Genomic DNA, 18,575 nt, shown 5'->3' with positions numbered 1-18,575 from the left:
ACACGGCGTCCACGACGCCGTGTCGTCTCCCGTAAGGTGCGTCGTGCAACCGACTGGGAGAGGGAGAGGGTGGACCTCAACGACACTCCGGAGCAGGCGGCGTACCGGGAGAAGGTGCGGTCGTGGCTCGAGGCCAACCGGGCCGATGCGCCCGTGCTGGAGGGGCCGGACGCGCTGACCGACGAGGGCGAGATCCTCGCGGCGCGGCGCGCGTGGCAGCGCAAGCTCGCCGAGGGCGGGCTCGCCGGCGCGACCTGGCCGAAGGACCTCGGGGGCCAGGGCCTCGGGCCGATCGAGCAGGTCATCATCGGCCAGGAGATCGCCAAGGCGGGCGTGCCGGGGATCCTCGACGTGATCGGCGTCGGGATGCTCGGCCCGACGATCATCGCCCACGGCTCCGACGAGCAGAAGCAGCGCTACCTCGGGCCGATGCTCCACGGCGACGAGGTGTGGTGTCAGCTCTTCTCCGAGCCCGCCGCGGGTTCGGATCTGGCGGGCGTGCAGACGCGGGCGCGCAAGCTCGACGACGGCGGCTGGTCGCTCTCCGGCCAGAAGGTGTGGACCACGAACGCGCAGTTCGCCGCCTACGGCCTGCTGCTCGCCCGCACCGACGCCGAGGCGCACAAGCACAAGGGCCTGACGATGTTCATCGTGCCGATGGACGCCGAGGGCGTCACGGTGCGCGGCCTGCGGCAGATCACCGGCGACGCTGAGTTCAACGAGGTCTTCTTCGACGACGTCAAGATCGGTGACGACGCGGTGGTCGGGCCGGTCGGCGGCGGCTGGGGCACGGCGCTGACGACGCTGATGTTCGAGCGCCTGACGATCGGGTTCGGCTCCGAGGGCCTGGGCTACCGGCCCGAGCGGTTCGCGGAGCGGATCGCGCAGGACCCGGCGGCTGCGCGCGACGGCGAGGTGCGCCAGCGGCTCGGCCACGTGGCGACCGAGCTGCTCGCGGTGAAGTTCACCGGATACCGGATGCTGAGCGCGCTGCAGCAGGGCCAGATCCCGGGCCCCGAGGCGGGCCTGTCGAAGATCACGACGGTGAACGCGGGCATCGCGGCGTGCGACCTCGTCGCCGACGTGGTCGGGCCCGAGGGGCTGAACGAGGTGCCGGAGAACCCGTTCGCCTACCACACGTCGTTCCTGCCGGGGCTGAAGTCCGCGGGCGGCACCGAGGAGATCCTCCGCAACACGATCGGCGAGCGCGTGCTGGGGCTGCCGCCCGAGCCGCGGCTCGACAAGGGCATCCCGTTCAGCGAGCTGCGCGCGAAGGAGAAGGAGGCGGCGGTCCGATGAACCTCGAGCTGAGCGACGAGCAGGTCTTCCTGCGGGACGCGGCGCGGCAGGCGCTGTCGCGCGTCAAGACCGTCGAGGCGGCGCGTGAGCTGCTGGACGGCGGGGAGCGACCGGACCTGTGGCCGTCGGCGGTCGAGGCGGGCTGGCCGGGACTGCTGGTCAGCGAGGAGGGCGGCGGCGCCGGGCTCGGCGCGTTCGACGCGATGCTCGTGCTGCAGGAGGCCGGCAAGCAGCTGGCCGACCTGGGCCTGATCGGGCACCTGCCGGCGACCGAGCTGCTCGACGCGGCGAAGCACACCGACATCGGCGCGGTGTCGGCCGGCGACGTGCGGGCGGCGTTCGTACCCGCGGCGCCTCCCGGCGACCTCGATCCGGGGTGGACCGTCGACGCGCTGACGACGATGGAGCGCGCGTCGGCGCCCGTGGTGGGCGGCGACGGGACCGTCAGCGGCTACGTGCCGTGGGTGGTCGACGCGCCGGGCGCCGGGCTGCTCGTGGTCGTCGCCGTGCGCGAGTCCGACGGCTCGCCGGTGGCCGTGGCGGTGGCCACGTCGGGGGTCGGTGTCGAGGTCGAGCAGGTCGTCCGCTACGACCCGACGCGGCGGCTCGGGCACGTGCGGCTCGACGGCGCCGCCGGGCTCGTGCTCGACGGCGTGGGCACCGCGGAGATCGAGCGCGCGTGGAACCTCACGCAGGCGTTGATCGCGGCGGAGGCCGTGGGCGCCGTGGAGACCTGCCTCGAGATGGCGGTCCAGTACGCGAAGGAGCGGTTCACGTTCGGGCGCCCGATCGGCTCGTACCAGGCGATCAAGCACGGGCTGACCGAGGTCCTGCGGCGGCTGGAGAACGCGCGCTCGCTCCTCTACTACGCCGGGTGGGCGCACGAGTCCGGGCCGGCGGAGTTCGGGCTGGCGGCCAACGCGGCGCGCAGCGCGGCGGGTGAGGCGATCGAGTTCGCGGCGCGGCAGAACATCGCCACGCACGGCGGCATCGGGGCGACGTGGGAGCACGACGCGCCGCTCTACTTCCGCCGCGCGCAGCTGACGCGGCGGCTCGTGGGTGGCACGTCGGGCGCGACCGACCGCGTGGCCGGGCACCTGCTGCGGCAGGCCGGCGGCGCGATCGACCCCGCCGCCGCGACAGCGGCTGCCGCGTCTGCCGCGGACGCCTAGGAGCACGCGCCGCTGCGCTTCTGGACGCACGACCGCTTCGACTTCCCGCTCCCGCCCGGGCACCGCTTCCCGATCCGGAAGTACGGCCTGGTGCGGGAGCGGGTCGAGGCGGCCTGGCTGGGGGAGCTGTGCGAGGCGCCGGCGGCGTCGTGGTCGTCGTTGGCGCTGGTGCACACGCAGGAGTACCTCGCGCGGCTCGTCGACGGGACGCTGTCCGTGCGCGAGGTGCGCGGGCTCGGGCTGCCGTGGTCGCCCGAGCTGGTCGAGCGGGCGCGGCACTCGTCGTGGGGCACGGTCGAAGCCGCGCGGGACGCGTTGACCGGCGGCTGGGGCATGAACCTCGGCGGCGGGACGCACCACGCGTACGCCGACCGCGGCCGCGGCTACTGCGTGTTCAACGACGCGGTCCTCGCGGTGCGCGTGCTGCGGCGGGCGGGGCTGGTGTCGCGGGTGCTGATCGTCGACTGCGACGTGCACCAGGGCGACGGCACCGCGTCGCTGTGCGCCGATGATCCGCTCACGTACACGTTGAGCGTGCACGGCGCGGCGAACTACCCGTTCCACCGCGAGACGTCCTCGCTCGACGTCGATCTGCCGTCGGGGACCGGAGACGACGCGTACCTCGCCGCGCTCGCCGAGGCGCTGGCCGTGGCGTTCCCCGCCGCCCGCCCCGACCTCGTCATCTACCTCGCCGGGGCGGACCCGTGGGAGGGCGACGCCCTCGGCCGCCTCGCGCTCACGAAGGCCGGCCTCCGCACCCGCGACGAGCTGGTCCTCGACCGCGCGGTGGGCGCCGGCGTCCCCTGCTGCGTCACGCTCGCCGGCGGCTACGCCCCCGACGTGACCGACACCGTCGACATCTACGCCGCCACGACCGAGCTCGTGTCACAGAAGTGCGACGGCCTGCGCAGAACCAGCGCAGGACCTGCACCAACTTCGCAACAGCCTCTTCCCTGATCACGCGCCGGCCGTCACGATCGCGGCGTGGCACCGCTGAAGGCCAAGGGCGACCTCGCGGAGATGATGGTCGCGGCCGATCTCCTCCGCCGCGGCCACAAGATCGCGTTCCCCTTCGGGGAGGACTGGGACTACGACCTCATCCTCTGCCGCGACGATGGCGGGCTGGAGCGCGTCCAAATCAAGTACACGCGCTCGGACGGACGCACGGTCACGGTCCGCTGCCGCTCGCACTCGCTGACGAACGGCAAGGTGCGCGCGACGAAGTACTTCACAGCGGCCACGGTGGACTGGATCGCGGTGTGGGATGCGACGACGGAGCAGTGCTTCTACGTGCCCGCCGTCGAGCTCGGCGAGGGTCGCGCCGATCTCACGCTCCGCCTGACGCCAGCCGCAAATGGGCAGCGGCGTGGCATTCGTTGGGCTCGCGGCTACACCGACATCTGACGCGCGGGCTTCTACAGTTGGTGGCCCGACGGGGGCGTGGTGCTAACGGGAACACGCGGCCTTTGCAAGGCTGAGTTGGGGGTTCGATTCCCCCCGCCTCCACTTCTGACGTCGCCCTGAGCGCCGAGTCCCCACCTGGGTCTCAGCGCACGCATGAGCGTCGGCGACCTCTCCGTTCCGCGCGGAACACCAGGTGCTCCGCGTCCTCTGCGTCGGGAGGCGGCGTTTCGCGCCGCTAGCGCGCGTCGATCGCGATGCCCGCGCGCTGGGCGAGCAGCTCCGAGGCGGAGCGGCCGGCGAGCGCGCGGGCGTCCGCCGCGAGGTGGGCCTGGTCGGTGTAGCCGGCGCGGGCCGCGATCGCGGCGAGGCTGAGCGAGGGGTCCGCGCGGGCCAGCGCAAGGACGTGCTGGAGGCGGGCGATGCGTGCGAAGCGCTTGGGGCCGTAGCCGACGTGGTCGTCGAAGCGGCGGCGCAGGTGGCGCGGGCTGATCGCGAGGTCCGACGTGAGCTGGGTGACGGTGCGCGCCGGGTCGCGGCGCAGCGCGGCCGCTGCGCGCTCCACCAGGACGTCCCGCGGGGCGGGCGTGGCTGCCGCGCGTTCGAGCACGCCGGCGATCGCGCTGAGCGCACCGCGCACGTCGCCCGCGGCGAGCGCCTCCCCCGCGCGCGGGACCGCCAGCCGCGGCGCCACGTCGGCGAGCGGTACGTGGGCGTCGCGCAGCTCCCGCGCCGCGACCCCGAGCACCGCGGCGCCCGCGCCAGGCCGCAGCCGCACGCCGACCGACACCAGCGCCGCGTCGCGTTGCGGCGCCACGACGAACGGCTGCGTCGCAGGCCCGGCCACGCGCGGCGCCTCGGCACCCGCCGTCAGCACGACGTCCACGCACCCGTCGGGCAGCACCAGCCAGTCGTCGTCGCCGGGCTCCGCGCGCCCGCACCACAGCGCCTCGGCCACTTCGGCCAACCGCCCGACCGGTCGCTGCTCCACATAGGCGCCAGGCATCCGTCTCGATGGTGACACGCCGGGTAGCGTCCAGCCGTGGCCACCACCGAGCAGTCCCAGGGCCATGAGCCCACCGACCTGTCCCCTCGGGTCGCCAACCGCGCCGCGTTCGCCAAGCCGGCGGAGATCTCGAGCTACGAGATCGTCAACCACTTCTTCTCGCTCGCCGCCGACCGGCTGGGGCTGGAGGAGGACCTCGCCGCGGTCCTGCGCTCGTCCTACCGCGAGGTGCAGGTGCAGGTCCCGATCCGCCGCAAGGACGGCAAGATCCACGTGTACTCCGGCTACCGCGTCCAGCACAACGGCGCGCGCGGGCCGTTCAAGGGCGGCGTGCGGTTCCACCCCGACGTCGAGCTCGACGAGGTGCGCGCGCTGGCCGCGCTGATGACGTGGAAGACCGGCATCGTCGGCGTCCCGTACGGCGGCGCGAAGGGCGGCGTGAACTGCCCGCCCGACCTCGACGCGGAGGAGAAGGAGGCGGTCACGCGCCGCTTCGTCCAGCAGATCGACCGGGTGATCGGACCGATGCGGGACATCCCCGCCCCGGACGTCAACACGAACGCCCAGGTCATGGCGTGGATGATGGACGAGTACGGCAAGCTCCACGGCCACAACCCCGCGTGCGTCACCGGCAAGCCGATCGAGCTGGGCGGCTCGTACGGGCGCGAGGCGGCGACCGGGCGCGGGCTCGTCTACTGCTTCCGCGAGGCGGCGCCGCACATCGGGCTGTCGCCGGCCGAGGCGCGCGTCGCGATCCAGGGCTACGGCAACGTCGGCTCGTGGGTCGGCCGGCTGCTCCAGCAGCTCGGGGCGAAGGTCGTCGCGGTGCAGGACCAGACGGGCGGCGTCCGCAACGACGCGGGACTCGACGCCGAGGCGCTGCACCAGCACGTGCGGGAGGGCGGGCGCGTGCCGGAGTTCCGCGGCGGCGACGCGCTGACCGTCGAGGAGTTCCTCGCGACGCCGTGCGACGCGTTCGTCCCCGCCGCGCTGGGCGGGATGCTCCACGCCGACAACGCGCACCTGCTCGACACGCGGATGGTCGTCGAGGGCGCCAACTCGCCCACCACGCCCCGCGGCGAGGCGATCCTCGAGGACAACGGCGTGTGGGTCGTCCCGGACGTGCTCGCGAACGCGGGCGGCGTCATCGTCTCGTACTTCGAGTGGGTGCAGAACCTGCAGCACTTCCGCTGGGACGAGCGGGAGGTCAACGACAAGCTCGGCACGCAGATCCGGCGCGCGTTCCGCGAGGTGCACGCGCGGGCGAAGGCCGACGGCGTCTCGATGCGCATCGCCGCCTACCAGATCGGGATGGAGCGGGTGATCGAGGCGACGCAGACGCGCGGCTACGTCTGACGAACGACGGAGCGACGCGTTGAGCGCCCCGAGCGATGCTCAGGGGCGCTCACGCGTGCGTCCTTGCCCTCCGGGAGGCAAGTCGCGCGTCGATTGTTCCCCAACATCGACGCGCGTCCGTCGATACAGCCCATCGGCCTCGCCTACCCGCAACCTGACCTAGGCCGGTCGGCCTCGGACGGATGTCCAGAGGACTCATGTCCTGTGTGGCGAAGCGCACGCGCCTGCGTGCCAGACCGCCTCAAGGCCCCGGGCTCGGCCCCGCCGCAGCCCGGGTTCGGCGGGGTGTCTCCCGGGAAGGGCGCGTCGGTTGTGAGGCCCGCTTCGTGGTCGTGGCCGGCGCACGGTTTCGAAACCGATCCTGGTTGGATCGGTGAGGAACCGGGGGGCGGCCACGGCCGCGAGGCGCCCCTCACAACCGGCGCGCGCCCCGGGAGGCACGCCGCCGAACCCTCAGAAGTCGAAGTCGCGCGGGGGGCGCTGCTCGAACCAGAGCCGGTCGTGCTCGGGGGTCTCCTGGAGGAAGTCCGGGGTCTCCTCGAGCACGTCCTCGTCGCGCTGCTCGCCCGGCTCGGGCTCGCGGGCCTGCTCGCGCGGGGGCGCGGGCGCGGGGGGCGGCGGGGGCTCGTAGGCCGCGGGCTCAGGCTCGGGCTCGGGCGCCGGGGCGGGTGCGACCTCGGCCTCAGGCTCGGGAGCGGGAACCGGCGCGGGCGGCTCGGGGCCCACCTCGGGCGCCGGGGCGGCGGCAGCGGCAGGTTCGTCGGGGAGAGCGACCGGCGGCGCGGCGTCGTCGGCCAGCTCCGGGGCGGCGCCGCTGCGCGGGTCGCCAAGCGCCTCGCGCTCCTGGCGCGAGACCTCGCCCGGATCAGCTCCGCGTTGCCGCTTGAGCTCCAGGTGCTCTCGGATCGCGTCGTCGAGCAGTCCCATCGCGCAGCAGGTTACTGACCGGGTCGGCTGGGCTGCACCTCGGCCCGCACCGTGCGGTTCTTGCCGGAGCGCTTGGCCGTGTAGAGCGCCGTGTCCGCCGCCGCGATGAGGGAGGACGGGTCGTCCGCGGACTCCGGGATGGCCGCCGCGCCGAAGCTCGCGGTGACGCGCAGGACGCCCCCGCCGTGGTGCGGGACCTCCAGCGCCTCGATGCCCTCGCGGACGCGCTCGGCGAGCTGGAACGCGCCCTCCAGGTCGGTGCCCGGGAGCACGACCGCGAGCTCCTCGCCGCCGTACCGCGCGGCGACGTCGATCTCGCGCGAGTTCTCCCTCAGCACCCGCGCGACGTCGGCCAGCACGCGGTCGCCGATCTGGTGGCCGTACGTGTCGTTGACCGACTTGAAGTTGTCGATGTCGAGCATCACGAGGCCCAGGCCCTGCTCGAACCGCCGCGCGCGCTCGACCTCGGTCGCGAGGCCCTCCTGGAAGCGGCGGTGGTTGTACAGGCCGGTGAGCTCGTCGGTGACCGCCTGACGCTGCACCGTCTCGTGCAGCGTCACGTTGTCGAGCGAGACCGCCGCCTGCGCTGCCAGCCAGTGGAAGAGGTCGCGCTCGGCGTCGGTGAACGGCCGCGCCGCGCGCCACACCGACACCACGCCGTCGCCCGCGAGCGGGTGGGCGAGCGCGGCGCCCGCGTCCCGCTGGATCGCCTGCGGCTCCTGCCGCTCCAGCGCCGCCTTCTCCGCCTCGGCGACGAGGTCGGCGACCGGCCCGAGCTGCCCGAACGTCGAGCCCTCCTCCGTCCCGCATTGCCGCGCCCGGCCGCCGTCGGCGTCGACGCCGTCGACCGCCGTCCGCACCGCGATCTCCAGCAGCGCGCTGCGGTCGAGGTTGGACGCGAACGCCTCGCCCAGCCGGCGCAGCGCGTTCTGGAGCCGCATCCGCTCGGTCTGCAGCTCCTCGAGTCGCGACTGCAGCTGGCGCGCCATGAGGTTGAACTCGCCGCCCAGCGCCGCGAACTCGTCCTTGCCCTGGGTCGGCACCTCGGACGTGAAGTCGCCCCGCCCGAGCCGCCGCGCCGCGTCGAGGAACGCGCCGATCTGCGCCTGCAGCGAGCGGGAGACCAGCACCGCGCAGAGGATCGCCAGCACGAGGAACCCGGCGAGGATGCCCGCGGCGAGCATCCGGCTGCGGAAGATGTCGGACTGGACCTCGGCCTGCGGCGACAGCAGCGACACGCGCAGCTCGCGCGCGCCCCCGAACCCCGGCGCGGGGAACGACGCGACGCGGAAGTCCTCGTCGCCGACCGCCACGTCGCCCACGCGCGGGAGCTCCCCGTCGGGGACCTCCGGCAGCGTCGCGCCGAGCGTGCGGTCCCCCTCGCGGACGACCGCGTCCACGCCGACCAGCCGCTTGACCTCGCGCGCGTAGACCGGGCCGCTGCGATCCGAGAGGAACAGGACGCCGAACCGCGAGCCGTCCGCGTCGACCAGCTCCCGCCGCGCGGGCGCGACCGCGTCCTGGCGCCCGACGTCGACCCGCTCGGCCCCGCGCGCGTCCTCGATCCGGATGCGGACGACGCCCAGCTCCCGCAGCAGCTCCTGCGCGCGCGCCTGCGCGGCCGCGGCGTCGTCGTTGCGCAGCGCGGTCGCCAGCTCCTGGTCGGCGCCCACGCGCGCGCTCAGCTTCCCGGCGCCCTCGCGGTCGGCCTCGTAGAGGTTCGCGGCGAGGTCCTGGCGCGCCGACAGCCGCGCGTCGGCCTTGCCGTTCTCGTTGTCGGCGATCAGCGAGAAGAGCACGAACGCGACAGAGATCATCGGCACGATCACGATCGCGACGAAGAACAGTGTCAATCGGCTTCTGAAGCTCATGTCCCGCTGCCGCCCGAGAGCGTAGTTCGCCGGCAAGCTAGACTGTCTCTTCCCTCGGGGCTATAGCTCAGTTGGGAGAGCGCCTGGATCGCACCCAGGAGGCCGCCGGTTCGAGTCCGGCTAGCTCCACTCGAGGATCTCTGAAGGGCCCGCACCAGCGGGCCCTTTCCCGTCTTCGGCCCGGTTCACGCAGCTGAGCGCGACGCGTACGGACGTTCCCGCCGGGGCGTCGGCGATCCAGATGCGGCCGCCGTGGGCCTCGACGATCGCGCGCGAGATCGCCAGGCCGAGCCCCGCGCCCGCGTCGCTCCGGGCCGGGTCGAGCCGGTGGAACGGGAGGAAGACCCGCTCGCGCTCGGCCGCCGGGATGCCCGTGCCGGTGTCAGCGACCTCGATCTCGACCTCCCCGACGCGCTGGGCCGCCCGGACCGTGACCGTGCCGTCCGGCGGCGTGTGGCGGATCGCGTTCTGGATGAGGTTGAAGAGCACGCGCCGCAGCCGCGCCGGGTCGCCGTGGACCGCGGGCAGGCCGTCCGCGCCGAGCGCCGCCTCGACGGCCACGTGCGACGCCTCGGCGGCCGGCCGCATCGCCTCGACCGCATCGCGCACGAGCTCGGCCAGCGCGACCTGCTCCATCGACGTCCGCAGCTCCCCGGTCTCCAGCCGGCTCAGCTCGAACAGGTCGTCGATCAGCGCGCCGAGCGTCTGCACGTGCGTGCTCATCCGTCCCGCGTACTCGCGCGACGTCCGTTCGTCCACCAGGCCGTCCTCCACCGCGTCGGCCAGCAGCCGCAGCGCGGTGATCGGTGTGCGCAGGTCGTGCGAGACCGACGCGACGAGCGCGCGCCGGGCCCGCTCCTCCGACGCCAGCCGGCCGACCATCGCGTCGACCTCGGCCGCCAGCTCCGCGATCTCCCCGCCGCCCGCCACGCCGGTGCGCACGTCCCGGCGCCCGTCGGCCACCGCGTGCAGCGTCGCCCGCACCGCCTCCAGGTCGCTCAGCGCGCCGCGCCCGAGCGCCACCGCGCACAGCGCGCCGACGAGGGCCGCGTAGGCCGCCAGCACCGCGACGAAGAACGCGTCGTGGGCCGAGACGAACATCAGGTCGACGAACAGCACGACGCCCGCCGCCGTCACCACCGCGATGAGCAGGGCCACCGCGGCGCCCTGCCGGCGCAGCCCGCCGAGCCGGCGGCGGTGGCGCGTCAGGACCTGCGCGCAGACGACCGCCGCGGCGCCGATCGGGGCCAGCGTGACGAACGTGAGCCAGGCCGCGTGCCCGCCGTAGACCGCGCCGCTGAGGGCCGTGAGCGCCGCGGCCGCGAGCAGGGCGACGGCGAGCGCGCGGATCACGGCCCGGCCGGCTCCGCGAGCCGGTAGCCGACGCCCCAGACCGTCTCGATGAGGCCGTCGCCGCCGGGCAGCGCGGCGAGCTTGGTCCGCAGCCGCCGCACGTGGACGGTCACCGTCGAGGTGTCGGTGTAGAACGTGAACCGCCAGACCTGCGCCATCAGCTCGTCGCGCGTGAACGCGCGGCCCGGGTGGCGGGCGAGGAACGCCAGCAGGTCGAACTCGCGCTGCGTCAGCTGCAGCTCGGCGTCGCCGATCGTCGCGCGGTGCGCCGCGACGTCGACCGTCAGCGGCCCGACCGTCACCGGCTCCCCGTGCTCGATCACCCCGGCCGAGCGGCGCAGCACGGCGTCGACGCGCGCGACCAACTCGGCGGGCGAGAACGGCTTGACCACGTAGTCGTCGGCGCCCAGGCTGAGCCCCGCGATGCGGTCGGACTCCTCGCCCCGCGCGGTCAGCAGGATGATCCCCGGGATGGGCCGGGCAGCCTCGCGGACGCGCCGCATGACCTCCAGTCCGTCCATGCCGGGGAGCATCAGGTCGAGCACGACGAGGTCGACGCGCTCGCCGGTGCACGCGGCCTCGACCGCCGCCGGGCCCTCGGCCGCGCTCGACGCCTGGTAGCCCGCGCGGCGCAGGTACCGGCAGACGACCTCGGCGATCGTCGGCTCGTCGTCCACCACGAGGACGTTGCCGCGCGAGGGCGGGGGAACGCGCCCGCTCACGCCGCCGCCAGCTCCGTGGCCAGCTCGCGCAGGCCGTCGTCGAGGTCCACGCGCGCCGTGAAGCCGAGCACGTCGCGGGCGCGGGAGGCGTCGGCGAAGACGTGCCGCACGTCGCCCAGCCGATAGCCGCCGGTGACCTCGGGCGGCGGGCCGTCGGGGGCGAGCGCGGCATGCAGCGCGGTCGCCAGGTCGAGGATCGTCCGCGGCGTCCCCGAGCAGACGTTGAAGGCGCCCGCGACCGGCTCCGGCGCGGTGAGCGCGCGCACGTTCGCCGCCGCGACGTCGCGCACGTGGACGAAGTCGCGCCGCTGGCCGCCGTCCTCGAAGACCCGCGGCGCGCGCCCGGCCGCGACCGCGTCCGCGAACAGCGCCGCGACCCCGGCGTAGGGCGTGTCGCGGGGAAGCCGCGGCCCGTACACGTTGTGGTAGCGCAGCGCCGTCACCGCGACGCCCGTCTCGCGCGCGAACGCCGCCGCCAGGTGCTCCTGGTGCAGCTTCGTGGCGGCGTAGACGTTGCGCGGGTCGAGCGGCGCGTCCTCGGGCACCGGCGCGGGCTCCAGCGCGCGGCCGCAGCGGGGGCACGGCGGCTCGAACGCGCCCGCGCGCAGCCGCTCCTCCGGCCGGGGACCGGGGCGCACGACGCCGTGCTCGGCGCAGCGGTACCGCCCCTCGCCGTACACGACCATGCTCGACGCGAGCACGACCCGGCGCACCGCACCGCCCCCACGCGCGAGCTCGCGCAGGAGCACCGCGGTGCCGAGGTCGTTGTGGCCGACGTAGTCCGGCAGGTCGCCCAGGTCGACGCCGAGGCCGACCATCGCCGCCTGGTGGCAGACCGCGTCGGCGCCGCGCAGCGCCGCCCGCACCGCCTCGGCGTCGCGGACGTCGCCGACCACGTGCTCGACGCCGTCGGGCAGGTCCACGCGGGCCGGGCGCAGGTCGAGCACCCGGACCGGCACGCCGCGCGCCGCGAGGGCGTCGACGATGTGGGAGCCCACGAAGCCGGCCCCTCCCGTGACGAGCACCATGCGGGCACCGTACGCCTCGGGGACGCGCGGCGCGGCGCCCAACCGCCGTCCGTTCGCAACTCGTAATCGCCGCGGCGCCGTCTCGGCGGGAACGTCCACCCCATGGCAGACGTCGTGCTCCCCGTGCTGGACGAGGCCGAGGCGCTCCCGTGGGTGCTCGCGCGCGTGCCCGCGGGCTTCCGGCCGATCGTGGTCGACAACGGCTCGACGGACGGCTCCGGCGCGATCGCGGCGGAGCTGGGCGCGGAGGTCGTGCACGAGCCGCGCCGCGGGTTCGGCGCCGCCTGCTTCGCCGGGCTGTCGGCCGCGCGCGCCGAGGTCGTCTGCTTCATGGACTGCGACGGCTCGCTCGACCCCGGCCACCTGCCGGACGTCGCCGGGCCGGTGGAGCATGGGCGTGCGGACCTCGTGCTCGGAGCCCGCGGCAGCGCCGACCGCGCGGCTTGGCCGTGGCACGCGCGCGCCGCCAACCGCCTCCTCGCGCGGGCCGTCGAGCGCCGCTGCGGCGTGCAGCTCACCGACCTCGGCCCGATGCGCGCGGCCCGCCGCGCCGACCTGCTCGCGCTGGAGCTGGTCGACCGGCGCTTCGGCTGGCCGCTGGAGATGGTGCTGCGCGCGGGCGCGGCGGGGTGGCGGATCGTCGAGATCCCCGTCCCGTACCGGCCGCGCATCGGCCGCTCGAAGGTGACCGGCACCGTGCGCGGGACGGTGCGCACGGCGCGCGACATGCGGAAGGCGCTCGCGTGAGCGCCGCGCTCATCGTCCTCGCGAAGGCCCCGGTGCCGGGCCGGGTGAAGACGCGCCTGTGCCCGCCGTGCACGCCCGCGCAGGCGGCGGCGCTGGCCGAGGCGGCCCTGCGCGACACGCTCGCGGCCGTGCGCGCCACGCCCGCAGAGCGCCACGTGTGCGTGCTGGCCGGGGCGGCGGGCGACTGGCTCCCCGCGGGCGTCGAGGTGCTGCCGCAGCGCGGCGGCGGGCTCGACGAGCGGCTCGCCGCGGCGTTCGAGGACGTCGGCGGCCCGGCGCTGCTGGTCGGCATGGACACCCCGCAGCTCACGCCCGGGCTGCTGCGCGACGCGCTCGACCGCCTGGCCGGCGCCGATGCCGCGCTCGGCCTCGCGCCGGACGGCGGCTACTGGGCGATCGGCCTGCGGGAGCCCGCGCGGGCCCACTTCGCGGGGGTGCCGATGAGCGTCCCCACGACCGGCAGCGCGCAGCTGGCCCGGCTGCGCGAGCACGGCTTGGACGTCGCCCCGCTCCCCGCCCTGCGCGACGTGGACACGATCGCCGACGCGCGGGCCGTCGCCCGCGCCTGCCACCCGGGCGCCGCGTTCCCCGCCGCCGTCCGCGACCTGGGGGCGGTCGCGGCGTGACGCCCGCCCACCTGCTCTACGGCGCGGCGCTGCGGGACCGCGGCCGGCTCGTGGCGCGGACGACGGACGGCGAGGCGTGGCCGCTGGCCCTCGACCGCTGGCTCGCGCCCGTGGCGGGCGCGGACGCGCGGGTGCTGGAGCGGGCGGTCGGCCCGGTGCTCGACGTCGGCTGCGGTCCCGGGCGGCATGTGCGCGCGCTGGTGGAGCGCGGCGCGACGGCGCTGGGCGTCGACGTCTCCGCCGTGGCCGTGGCGATCGCGCGGGCGGGCGGCGCGCCCGTGCACCACGGCGACGTGTTCGGCCCGGTCCCGCGGCCCGGCACGTGGCGCACGGCGCTGCTGCTCGACGGCAACCTCGGCATCGGCGGCCGGCCGGTCGCGCTGCTCGCGCGGGTCGCGGCGCTGCTGGCGCCGGGCGGGATCCTGCTGTGCGAGACCGACGCGCCCGGCATCGGCTGCGCGACGAGCCCGATCCGGCTCGACGACGGCCGCCGGCTCTCCGCGCCGATCCCGTGGGCGCGGGTTGGCGCTGAGGCGCTGGGGTCCCTCGCCGCCGCGGCCGGCCTGCGCGCCGTCGACCGCTGGCAGGACGAGGGGCGCTGGTTCGCGGAGCTGGCGGCATGAGCCGCCTCGCCGAGCCGCCGCCGGGCCCGACGCGCCGCGAGTTCTGGCGCAGCCCGCTGCGCGGCGCGCGGCTGACCGCGGTGCTCGGCCTGGCGCTGCTGCCCGCGCTGCTCGTGATCGCGGTCACCGGCTTCCTCTCCCACGCCGCCTACCAGCCCGACCTCGGCCGCAACGCGGTCGTCGCGCGCGACGAGGACCTCCAGCTGCTCGTCGTCGGGTGGCCCACGTCGCCGAGCTGGCTCTACGCGCTGACGCAGGGGCTCCACGTCACGGTCGGGTTCGCCGCCGTGCCGCTGCTGCTGGCCAAGCTGTGGTCGGTCTTCCCGCGGCTGTTCACGTGGCCGCCGGTGACGAGCGCCGCGCACGGGCTCGAGCGGCTGTCGACGCTGACGCTCGTCGCCGCGACGATCTTCCAGTTCGCCACCGGGATCGCGAACGCGCAGCTGTTCTACCCGTGGCACTTCGCGTTCGTCCCCGCGCACTACTACGGCGCCTGGGTGATGGTGGGCGCGGTGCTCCTCCACCTCGGGCTCAAGGCGCCGACCGTCCGCGCCGCGCTCGGGACGCGGCGCGCGCTCGCGGAGCTGCCCGGCGGCGACGACCTGCGCGCGCCGGAGCCCGCACCCGCGACGATCAGCCGGCGCGGGTTCCTCGGCGCGGTCGGTGGGGCCTCGGCGCTGCTGCTCGTGACGACCGGTGGGCAGGCGCTCGGCGGTCCGTTCCGCGAGCTCGCGCTGTTCGCGCCGCGGGGCGCGGGGGTCGGCGGCGCGGCCGGGTTCCCGATCAACAAGACGGCGGCGACCGCGCGCGTGACGCGGGAGATGACGGGCCCCGGCTGGCGCCTGGCGCTCGCGCAAGGGGACGGCGCGCCGATCGCCGAGCTGACGCGCGCGGAGCTGCTCGCCCTGCCGCAGCACACGTACCGGCTCCCGATCGCATGCGTCGAGGGCTGGTCGGCGACCGAGGAGTGGAGCGGCGTGCGGCTGCGCGACCTGGCCGCCCGCGCCGGGGCGCCCGACGCCACGACCGTGCAGGCGGTGTCGCTGCAGGAGCGCGGGGCGTTCCGCCAGGCGACGCTCGGCCGGGACCAGCTGCGCGACGACCGCGCGCTGCTGGCGCTCCGGGTCGGCGGCGCGGACCTCGCGCTCGACCACGGCTACCCGGCGCGCGTGATCGTCCCCGCGCTGCCCGGCGTCCACTGCACGAAGTGGGTGAAGGAGCTGCGGTTCGCGTGAGGCGCTGGTACGGCGCGAGCCCGCTGCACCTGGCCGGCCACCTCGCGCTGGCGGCGGTCGCCGGCTACGCGCTCGTGCGGGCGTTCGGCGCGCGGATCGCCCCGGAGCCGCTGAACCTCGCGGCGTGGCTGCTCGGCGGCGCGCTGCTGCACGACTTCGTCCTGGTCCCCGCCTACTCGGCGCTCGACCGGGCGGCGCAGCGGCTCGCCGCGCCGCGGCTCCTCAACCACGTGCGGGTGCCGGCGATCCTCTCCGGCTGCGTCCTGCTCGTGTACGCGCCGTCGATCCTGGACCGCCAGCCGGGCAACGCCGTGCGCGCGCTCGGCCGCGAGCGGCCCGACTACCTCGGCCGCTGGCTGCTGCTCACCGCCGCGCTGCTGATGGCGTCCGCGCTCGTGTACGCGGTCAGGGCGACACGCGCTGCACGCGCGCGTCGGACGGCGACGTGACGAGCGCCGCCCCGCTGGCCGCGTCGACCCGCACCGTGTCGGGCTGGCGGATCGTCGGGTATCGAGCGAGGACGTGAGGCCGGCCGTGAGCGGGGAGCAGCGCGAGCTCGTTGCGGCCCGGCGCCGTGACCCAGAGGCGGCGGCGGGCGCGGTCGAGCGCGAGCCCGTACGGGCCGCCCGGCAGGTGCACGCGGCGGGTGAGCCGGAGCGACCGGCCGCCGTCCTCGGCGAGGAACACGAGCAGCCCGTCCCCGCGCGTGTCCGCGACGTAGCAGCGCCCGGCACCGAGGCACGCGACGGCGGTCGGCCCGACCCCGGCGGCGGCGGTCGCCCGGCGCTCGCCGGTGCGGGCGTCGCGGATCGTGAGCGTGCGCGCGCGGCCGTCGAGCTCGGCCTCGAGCCGCCCGTCGGCCAGCGGCGCCCGCGTCGTGGCCGGCGTCGCCGCAACCGCCGCGGCGCGCACGTCCCCGGCGGGTGGACGCGTGAGCGCGGGCGCGGGCGGAGCGGCCGCGGGCGGCGGCAGCTCGTCCACCGGCGCCGAGCCGCAGCCGGCCAGCACGGCGGTGAGCACGCATGACGACGTCGGCGCGGACCAGCGCACCCCGCGAGCTTGGCAGCCCGGACCGCAACCGTGCGCGGCTGGCGCAGCGTGTTTCGTGGATCGTCACCGGTGTCGCGCTGGCGACGATCGGCGTCGGGGTCGCCGTGCACGAGACGACGGGCGAGCTCGGGACGGCGCTCCCGCCGTTCGTCGCGGGCTGGGCGCCGGACGCGGCGCCGGCGTGGGCCGTGCTCGCTGGACTGACCCTGGCGGCGGCGGTGTGGGGCCTCCCGCTCCTCGTGGACGCCCCGCTGCGCCCCTGGCAGGTCGACGTGGTCCTGCTGCTGGCCGCGCTGGCCGCTGGGCTGGCGGTCGGCGCGGCGCGCGACGGGACGTACGGGTGGTGGCTCGTGTTCGACCTGGGGCCCGGCGGCTCGTTCGAGGCGCGCAACGAGTACCTGCCGGGGCTGCCGACGCTGAGCTACGGGGTCGAGCACTACCTGGACCGGTTCGCGGAGACCGTCCCGTCGCAGCCGGTGAACGTCGCCGGCCACCCGCCGGGCCCGCTCCTGCTGATGGACGCCCTGGGGATCGACGGCCCGCGCGGCCTGGCGGCGCTGTGCATCGCGGGCGCGGCGCTGTGCGCCCCGCTCGCCCACCGCCTCGGGCGCGTGCTCGGCGGCGACCGCACCGGCCGCCGCGCGGGGGCGCTGTGCGCGCTGACGCCGATCGTGCTGCTCTTCGGCGTGACCTCGTTCGACGCGGTGTTCGCCGCCTGCGGGGCCGGGACCGCCGCGCTGCTCGTGACGCCGCGGCCGGGCGTGCGCGCGCTCGGCGCCGTCGCCCTCGCGCTCGCGGCGTTCATGAGCTGGGCGCTGCTCGGCGTGGGCGCGTGGGCGGCGGTCGTGGTGTGGCGGCGCGAGGGCGTGCGCGCGGCCCTGGTGCTGGCCGCGGGCTGCGCGGCGGCGCTGCTCGCGTTCAACGGGGCGCTGGCGGCGGCGTGGGGCTACGACCCGATCGGCACGCTGCTGGCGACCGAGCGCGTCTACCGCGACAGCGTCGCGCAGGTGCGGCCGTACTGGTTCTGGGTGCTCGGCTCCCCGGTCGCGTGGGGCGTGCTGCTCGGCCCGCCGCTCGTCTGGCTCCTCCTCCGCGCGACCGTCGTGCTCCGCGCCCCGGCGGCGCTGGCCACGCTCGTCGTCATCGCCGTCGCCGCGGGCGGCGGGTTCACGAAGGCGGAGACGGAGCGCATCTGGCTCTTCCTCGCGCCGCTGGCCTGCGTCGCCGCCGCGGCCGCGCTGCGCGACGCGCGCCTGCGCGACCTGCGGCTGCTCCTCGCCGCCCTGGCCGCGCAGGCGCTCGCGCTCCAGCTCCTCACCGGCACCGTGTGGTGACCGGGGCCGCGGCGGCTCAGGAGAGGCGCCGCCCGAGCCCGCCGTCGACCGGGAGCTTGACCGCGGTGGTGAACGTGGCCTGGTAGGCGAGGAACAGCGCGGCCGCGGCGACCTCCTCGGCGGTGCCATGGCGCTTCATCGGCGTGACCTCGTCACCCAGGCGGACGAACTCCGCGCGCTCGGCGTCGGTGGCGTCGACGCCCGACGTCGGCGTCGCGACGAAGCCGGGGCTGACGACGTTGACGCGGATGCCGCGCGGGAGCAGCTCGGCGGCGAACGCCTGCGCGAACGACCAGACCGCCGCCTTGCTCGCGGCGTAGACCGCCATGCCCGCGTTGCCGCCCTCGTCGGCCACCGACGACGTGAAGACGATCGCGCCGCCGTCGCGCACGAGCGGCGCCAGCCGCTGCACGGCGAAGAACGCGCCCTTCGTGTTGACGTCGAAATGCCGGTCGTAGAGCTCCTCGGTGACCGCGTCGAACGGCGTCAGCTTCGCGTAGCCCTGGTTGACGAACAGCGCGTCGATGCGGCCGAGCCGCTCCTCCGCGGCCGCCGCGAGCGCCGTGAGGTCCTCGGGCCGCGTGACGTCCGCGCGGACCGTCTCGGCGGCGGCGCCGAGCTGCTCCCGCGCGGTCGCCAGCCGGGCGTCGTCGCGCCCCGTGATCAGGACGCGGCCGCCCCCGGCGACGACCGCCTGGGCGATCGCGAGGCCCATCCCGTGCGTGCCGCCGATGACGACGGCGGTGGTGTCTGCGTACGTGCTCATGGCCGCTGAGGCTGGACGCGCGCGGCCGTGCCGCCCATCCCCCGCGCGGGGGATGGGAC

The 18,575-nt window shown here is 76.0% G+C and carries 19 protein-coding genes and 2 tRNA genes; 13 read left to right on the top strand and 8 right to left on the bottom strand.

What is annotated here, in order from left to right; all coding sequences use genetic code 11:
- The first annotated feature begins 69 nt into the window (after positions 1-69).
- The 5 genes from AC1UE5_RS11830 to AC1UE5_RS11810 all read left to right on the top strand — a co-directional run bounded on the left by AC1UE5_RS11830 (position 70) and on the right by AC1UE5_RS11810 (position 3,977).
- Positions 70-1,299 carry an acyl-CoA dehydrogenase family protein gene (locus tag AC1UE5_RS11830; protein ID WP_482923458.1) on the top strand — a complete coding sequence of 410 codons (1,230 nt, stop codon included), beginning with the start codon at positions 70-72 and terminating at the stop codon, positions 1,297-1,299.
- Positions 1,296-2,471 carry an acyl-CoA dehydrogenase family protein gene (locus tag AC1UE5_RS11825; RefSeq protein WP_482923456.1) on the top strand — a complete coding sequence of 392 codons (1,176 nt, stop codon included), beginning with the start codon at positions 1,296-1,298 and terminating at the stop codon, positions 2,469-2,471. The genes AC1UE5_RS11830 and AC1UE5_RS11825 overlap by 4 nt, the downstream gene beginning before the upstream one ends.
- Positions 2,472-2,561: 90 nt before the next feature.
- Positions 2,562-3,428, top strand: a complete 867-nt coding sequence (locus AC1UE5_RS11820) for a histone deacetylase family protein (RefSeq protein ID WP_482923454.1) — start codon at positions 2,562-2,564, stop codon at positions 3,426-3,428.
- Between the two features lie 27 nt (positions 3,429-3,455).
- Complete coding sequence (locus AC1UE5_RS11815; protein WP_482923452.1) at positions 3,456-3,875, top strand: group I intron-associated PD-(D/E)XK endonuclease; 420 nt, start codon at positions 3,456-3,458, stop codon at positions 3,873-3,875.
- 30 nt (positions 3,876-3,905) lie between these two features.
- Positions 3,906-3,977: transfer RNA gene (locus AC1UE5_RS11810), tRNA-Ala, on the top strand.
- A 133-nt stretch (positions 3,978-4,110) separates the two neighbouring features.
- Here the strand turns inward: AC1UE5_RS11810 and AC1UE5_RS11805 are convergent.
- Positions 4,111-4,878: a helix-turn-helix domain-containing protein gene (locus tag AC1UE5_RS11805; protein ID WP_482923450.1), complete on the bottom strand. Its 768-nt coding sequence runs from the start codon at positions 4,876-4,878 to the stop codon at positions 4,111-4,113.
- 126 nt (positions 4,879-5,004) lie between these two features.
- Between AC1UE5_RS11805 and AC1UE5_RS11800 the strand changes: the two genes are divergently transcribed.
- Positions 5,005-6,234, top strand: a complete 1,230-nt coding sequence (locus tag AC1UE5_RS11800) for a Glu/Leu/Phe/Val family dehydrogenase (protein WP_482924226.1) — start codon at positions 5,005-5,007, stop codon at positions 6,232-6,234.
- Between the two features lie 453 nt (positions 6,235-6,687).
- On the opposite strand, the gene AC1UE5_RS11795 is transcribed toward AC1UE5_RS11800, so the two are convergent.
- Complete coding sequence (locus tag AC1UE5_RS11795; protein WP_482923448.1) at positions 6,688-7,161, bottom strand: hypothetical protein; 474 nt, start codon at positions 7,159-7,161, stop codon at positions 6,688-6,690.
- Between the two features lie 11 nt (positions 7,162-7,172).
- Positions 7,173-8,978 carry a diguanylate cyclase gene (locus AC1UE5_RS11790; protein ID WP_482923446.1) on the bottom strand — a complete coding sequence of 602 codons (1,806 nt, stop codon included), beginning with the start codon at positions 8,976-8,978 and terminating at the stop codon, positions 7,173-7,175.
- Positions 8,979-9,088: 110 nt separating this feature from the next.
- Between AC1UE5_RS11790 and AC1UE5_RS11785 the strand changes: the two genes are divergently transcribed.
- A tRNA-Ala gene (locus AC1UE5_RS11785) sits at positions 9,089-9,161 on the top strand.
- Here the strand turns inward: AC1UE5_RS11785 and AC1UE5_RS11780 are convergent.
- Genes AC1UE5_RS11780 through AC1UE5_RS11770 form a run of 3 tightly spaced genes read right to left on the bottom strand, consistent with a single transcriptional unit; the run spans position 9,153 to position 12,135 of the window.
- Positions 9,153-10,385, bottom strand: coding sequence for a sensor histidine kinase (locus tag AC1UE5_RS11780; protein ID WP_482923444.1), 1,233 nt, complete (start codon positions 10,383-10,385; stop codon positions 9,153-9,155). The genes AC1UE5_RS11785 and AC1UE5_RS11780 overlap by 9 nt on opposite strands.
- A complete protein-coding gene (locus AC1UE5_RS11775) occupies positions 10,382-11,107 on the bottom strand; it encodes a response regulator transcription factor (protein WP_482923442.1) in 726 nt (241 codons plus the stop codon). The genes AC1UE5_RS11780 and AC1UE5_RS11775 overlap by 4 nt, the downstream gene beginning before the upstream one ends.
- Entirely contained in the window at positions 11,104-12,135 is a 1,032-nt protein-coding gene (locus AC1UE5_RS11770; RefSeq protein ID WP_482923440.1) for an NAD-dependent epimerase/dehydratase family protein, read from the bottom strand. The genes AC1UE5_RS11775 and AC1UE5_RS11770 overlap by 4 nt, the downstream gene beginning before the upstream one ends.
- A 102-nt stretch (positions 12,136-12,237) precedes the next feature.
- Between AC1UE5_RS11770 and AC1UE5_RS11765 the strand changes: the two genes are divergently transcribed.
- Genes AC1UE5_RS11765 through AC1UE5_RS11745 form a run of 5 tightly spaced genes read left to right on the top strand, consistent with a single transcriptional unit; the run spans position 12,238 to position 15,815 of the window.
- Complete coding sequence (locus AC1UE5_RS11765) at positions 12,238-12,882, top strand: glycosyltransferase family 2 protein (RefSeq protein WP_482923438.1); 645 nt, start codon at positions 12,238-12,240, stop codon at positions 12,880-12,882.
- A complete protein-coding gene (locus AC1UE5_RS11760) occupies positions 12,879-13,508 on the top strand; it encodes a TIGR04282 family arsenosugar biosynthesis glycosyltransferase (RefSeq protein ID WP_482923435.1) in 630 nt (209 codons plus the stop codon). The genes AC1UE5_RS11765 and AC1UE5_RS11760 overlap by 4 nt, the downstream gene beginning before the upstream one ends.
- On the top strand, positions 13,505-14,131 hold the full coding sequence (locus AC1UE5_RS11755; protein ID WP_482923433.1) for a class I SAM-dependent methyltransferase: 627 nt from the start codon (positions 13,505-13,507) through the stop codon (positions 14,129-14,131). The genes AC1UE5_RS11760 and AC1UE5_RS11755 overlap by 4 nt, the downstream gene beginning before the upstream one ends.
- Positions 14,128-15,366 carry a molybdopterin-dependent oxidoreductase gene (locus AC1UE5_RS11750; RefSeq protein ID WP_482923431.1) on the top strand — a complete coding sequence of 413 codons (1,239 nt, stop codon included), beginning with the start codon at positions 14,128-14,130 and terminating at the stop codon, positions 15,364-15,366. Before AC1UE5_RS11755 ends, AC1UE5_RS11750 begins: the two co-directional genes overlap by 4 nt.
- Positions 15,363-15,815 (top strand): hypothetical protein, encoded by a 453-nt coding sequence (locus tag AC1UE5_RS11745; RefSeq protein WP_482923429.1) that lies wholly within the window; start codon positions 15,363-15,365, stop codon positions 15,813-15,815. The genes AC1UE5_RS11750 and AC1UE5_RS11745 overlap by 4 nt, the downstream gene beginning before the upstream one ends.
- Here AC1UE5_RS11745 and AC1UE5_RS11740 read toward each other — a convergent pair.
- Positions 15,772-16,386 (bottom strand): YncE family protein, encoded by a 615-nt coding sequence (locus tag AC1UE5_RS11740; protein ID WP_482923427.1) that lies wholly within the window; start codon positions 16,384-16,386, stop codon positions 15,772-15,774. The two genes, AC1UE5_RS11745 and AC1UE5_RS11740, sit on opposite strands and share 44 nt — an antisense overlap.
- A gap of 2 nt (positions 16,387-16,388) precedes the next feature.
- On the opposite strand from AC1UE5_RS11740, the gene AC1UE5_RS11735 reads away from it, so the two are divergent.
- A complete protein-coding gene (locus AC1UE5_RS11735) occupies positions 16,389-17,750 on the top strand; it encodes a hypothetical protein (RefSeq protein ID WP_482923425.1) in 1,362 nt (453 codons plus the stop codon).
- 16 nt (positions 17,751-17,766) lie between these two features.
- Here AC1UE5_RS11735 and AC1UE5_RS11730 read toward each other — a convergent pair whose 3' ends face one another.
- Positions 17,767-18,516: an SDR family oxidoreductase gene (locus AC1UE5_RS11730; RefSeq protein WP_482923423.1), complete on the bottom strand. Its 750-nt coding sequence runs from the start codon at positions 18,514-18,516 to the stop codon at positions 17,767-17,769.
- Positions 18,517-18,575: the final 59 nt, after the last annotated feature.

This window comes from Parviterribacter multiflagellatus (assembly GCF_056863265.1).
The sequence above is the reverse complement of the archived record's forward strand: the minus strand, read 5'-3'. Positions and strand labels throughout refer to the sequence as shown.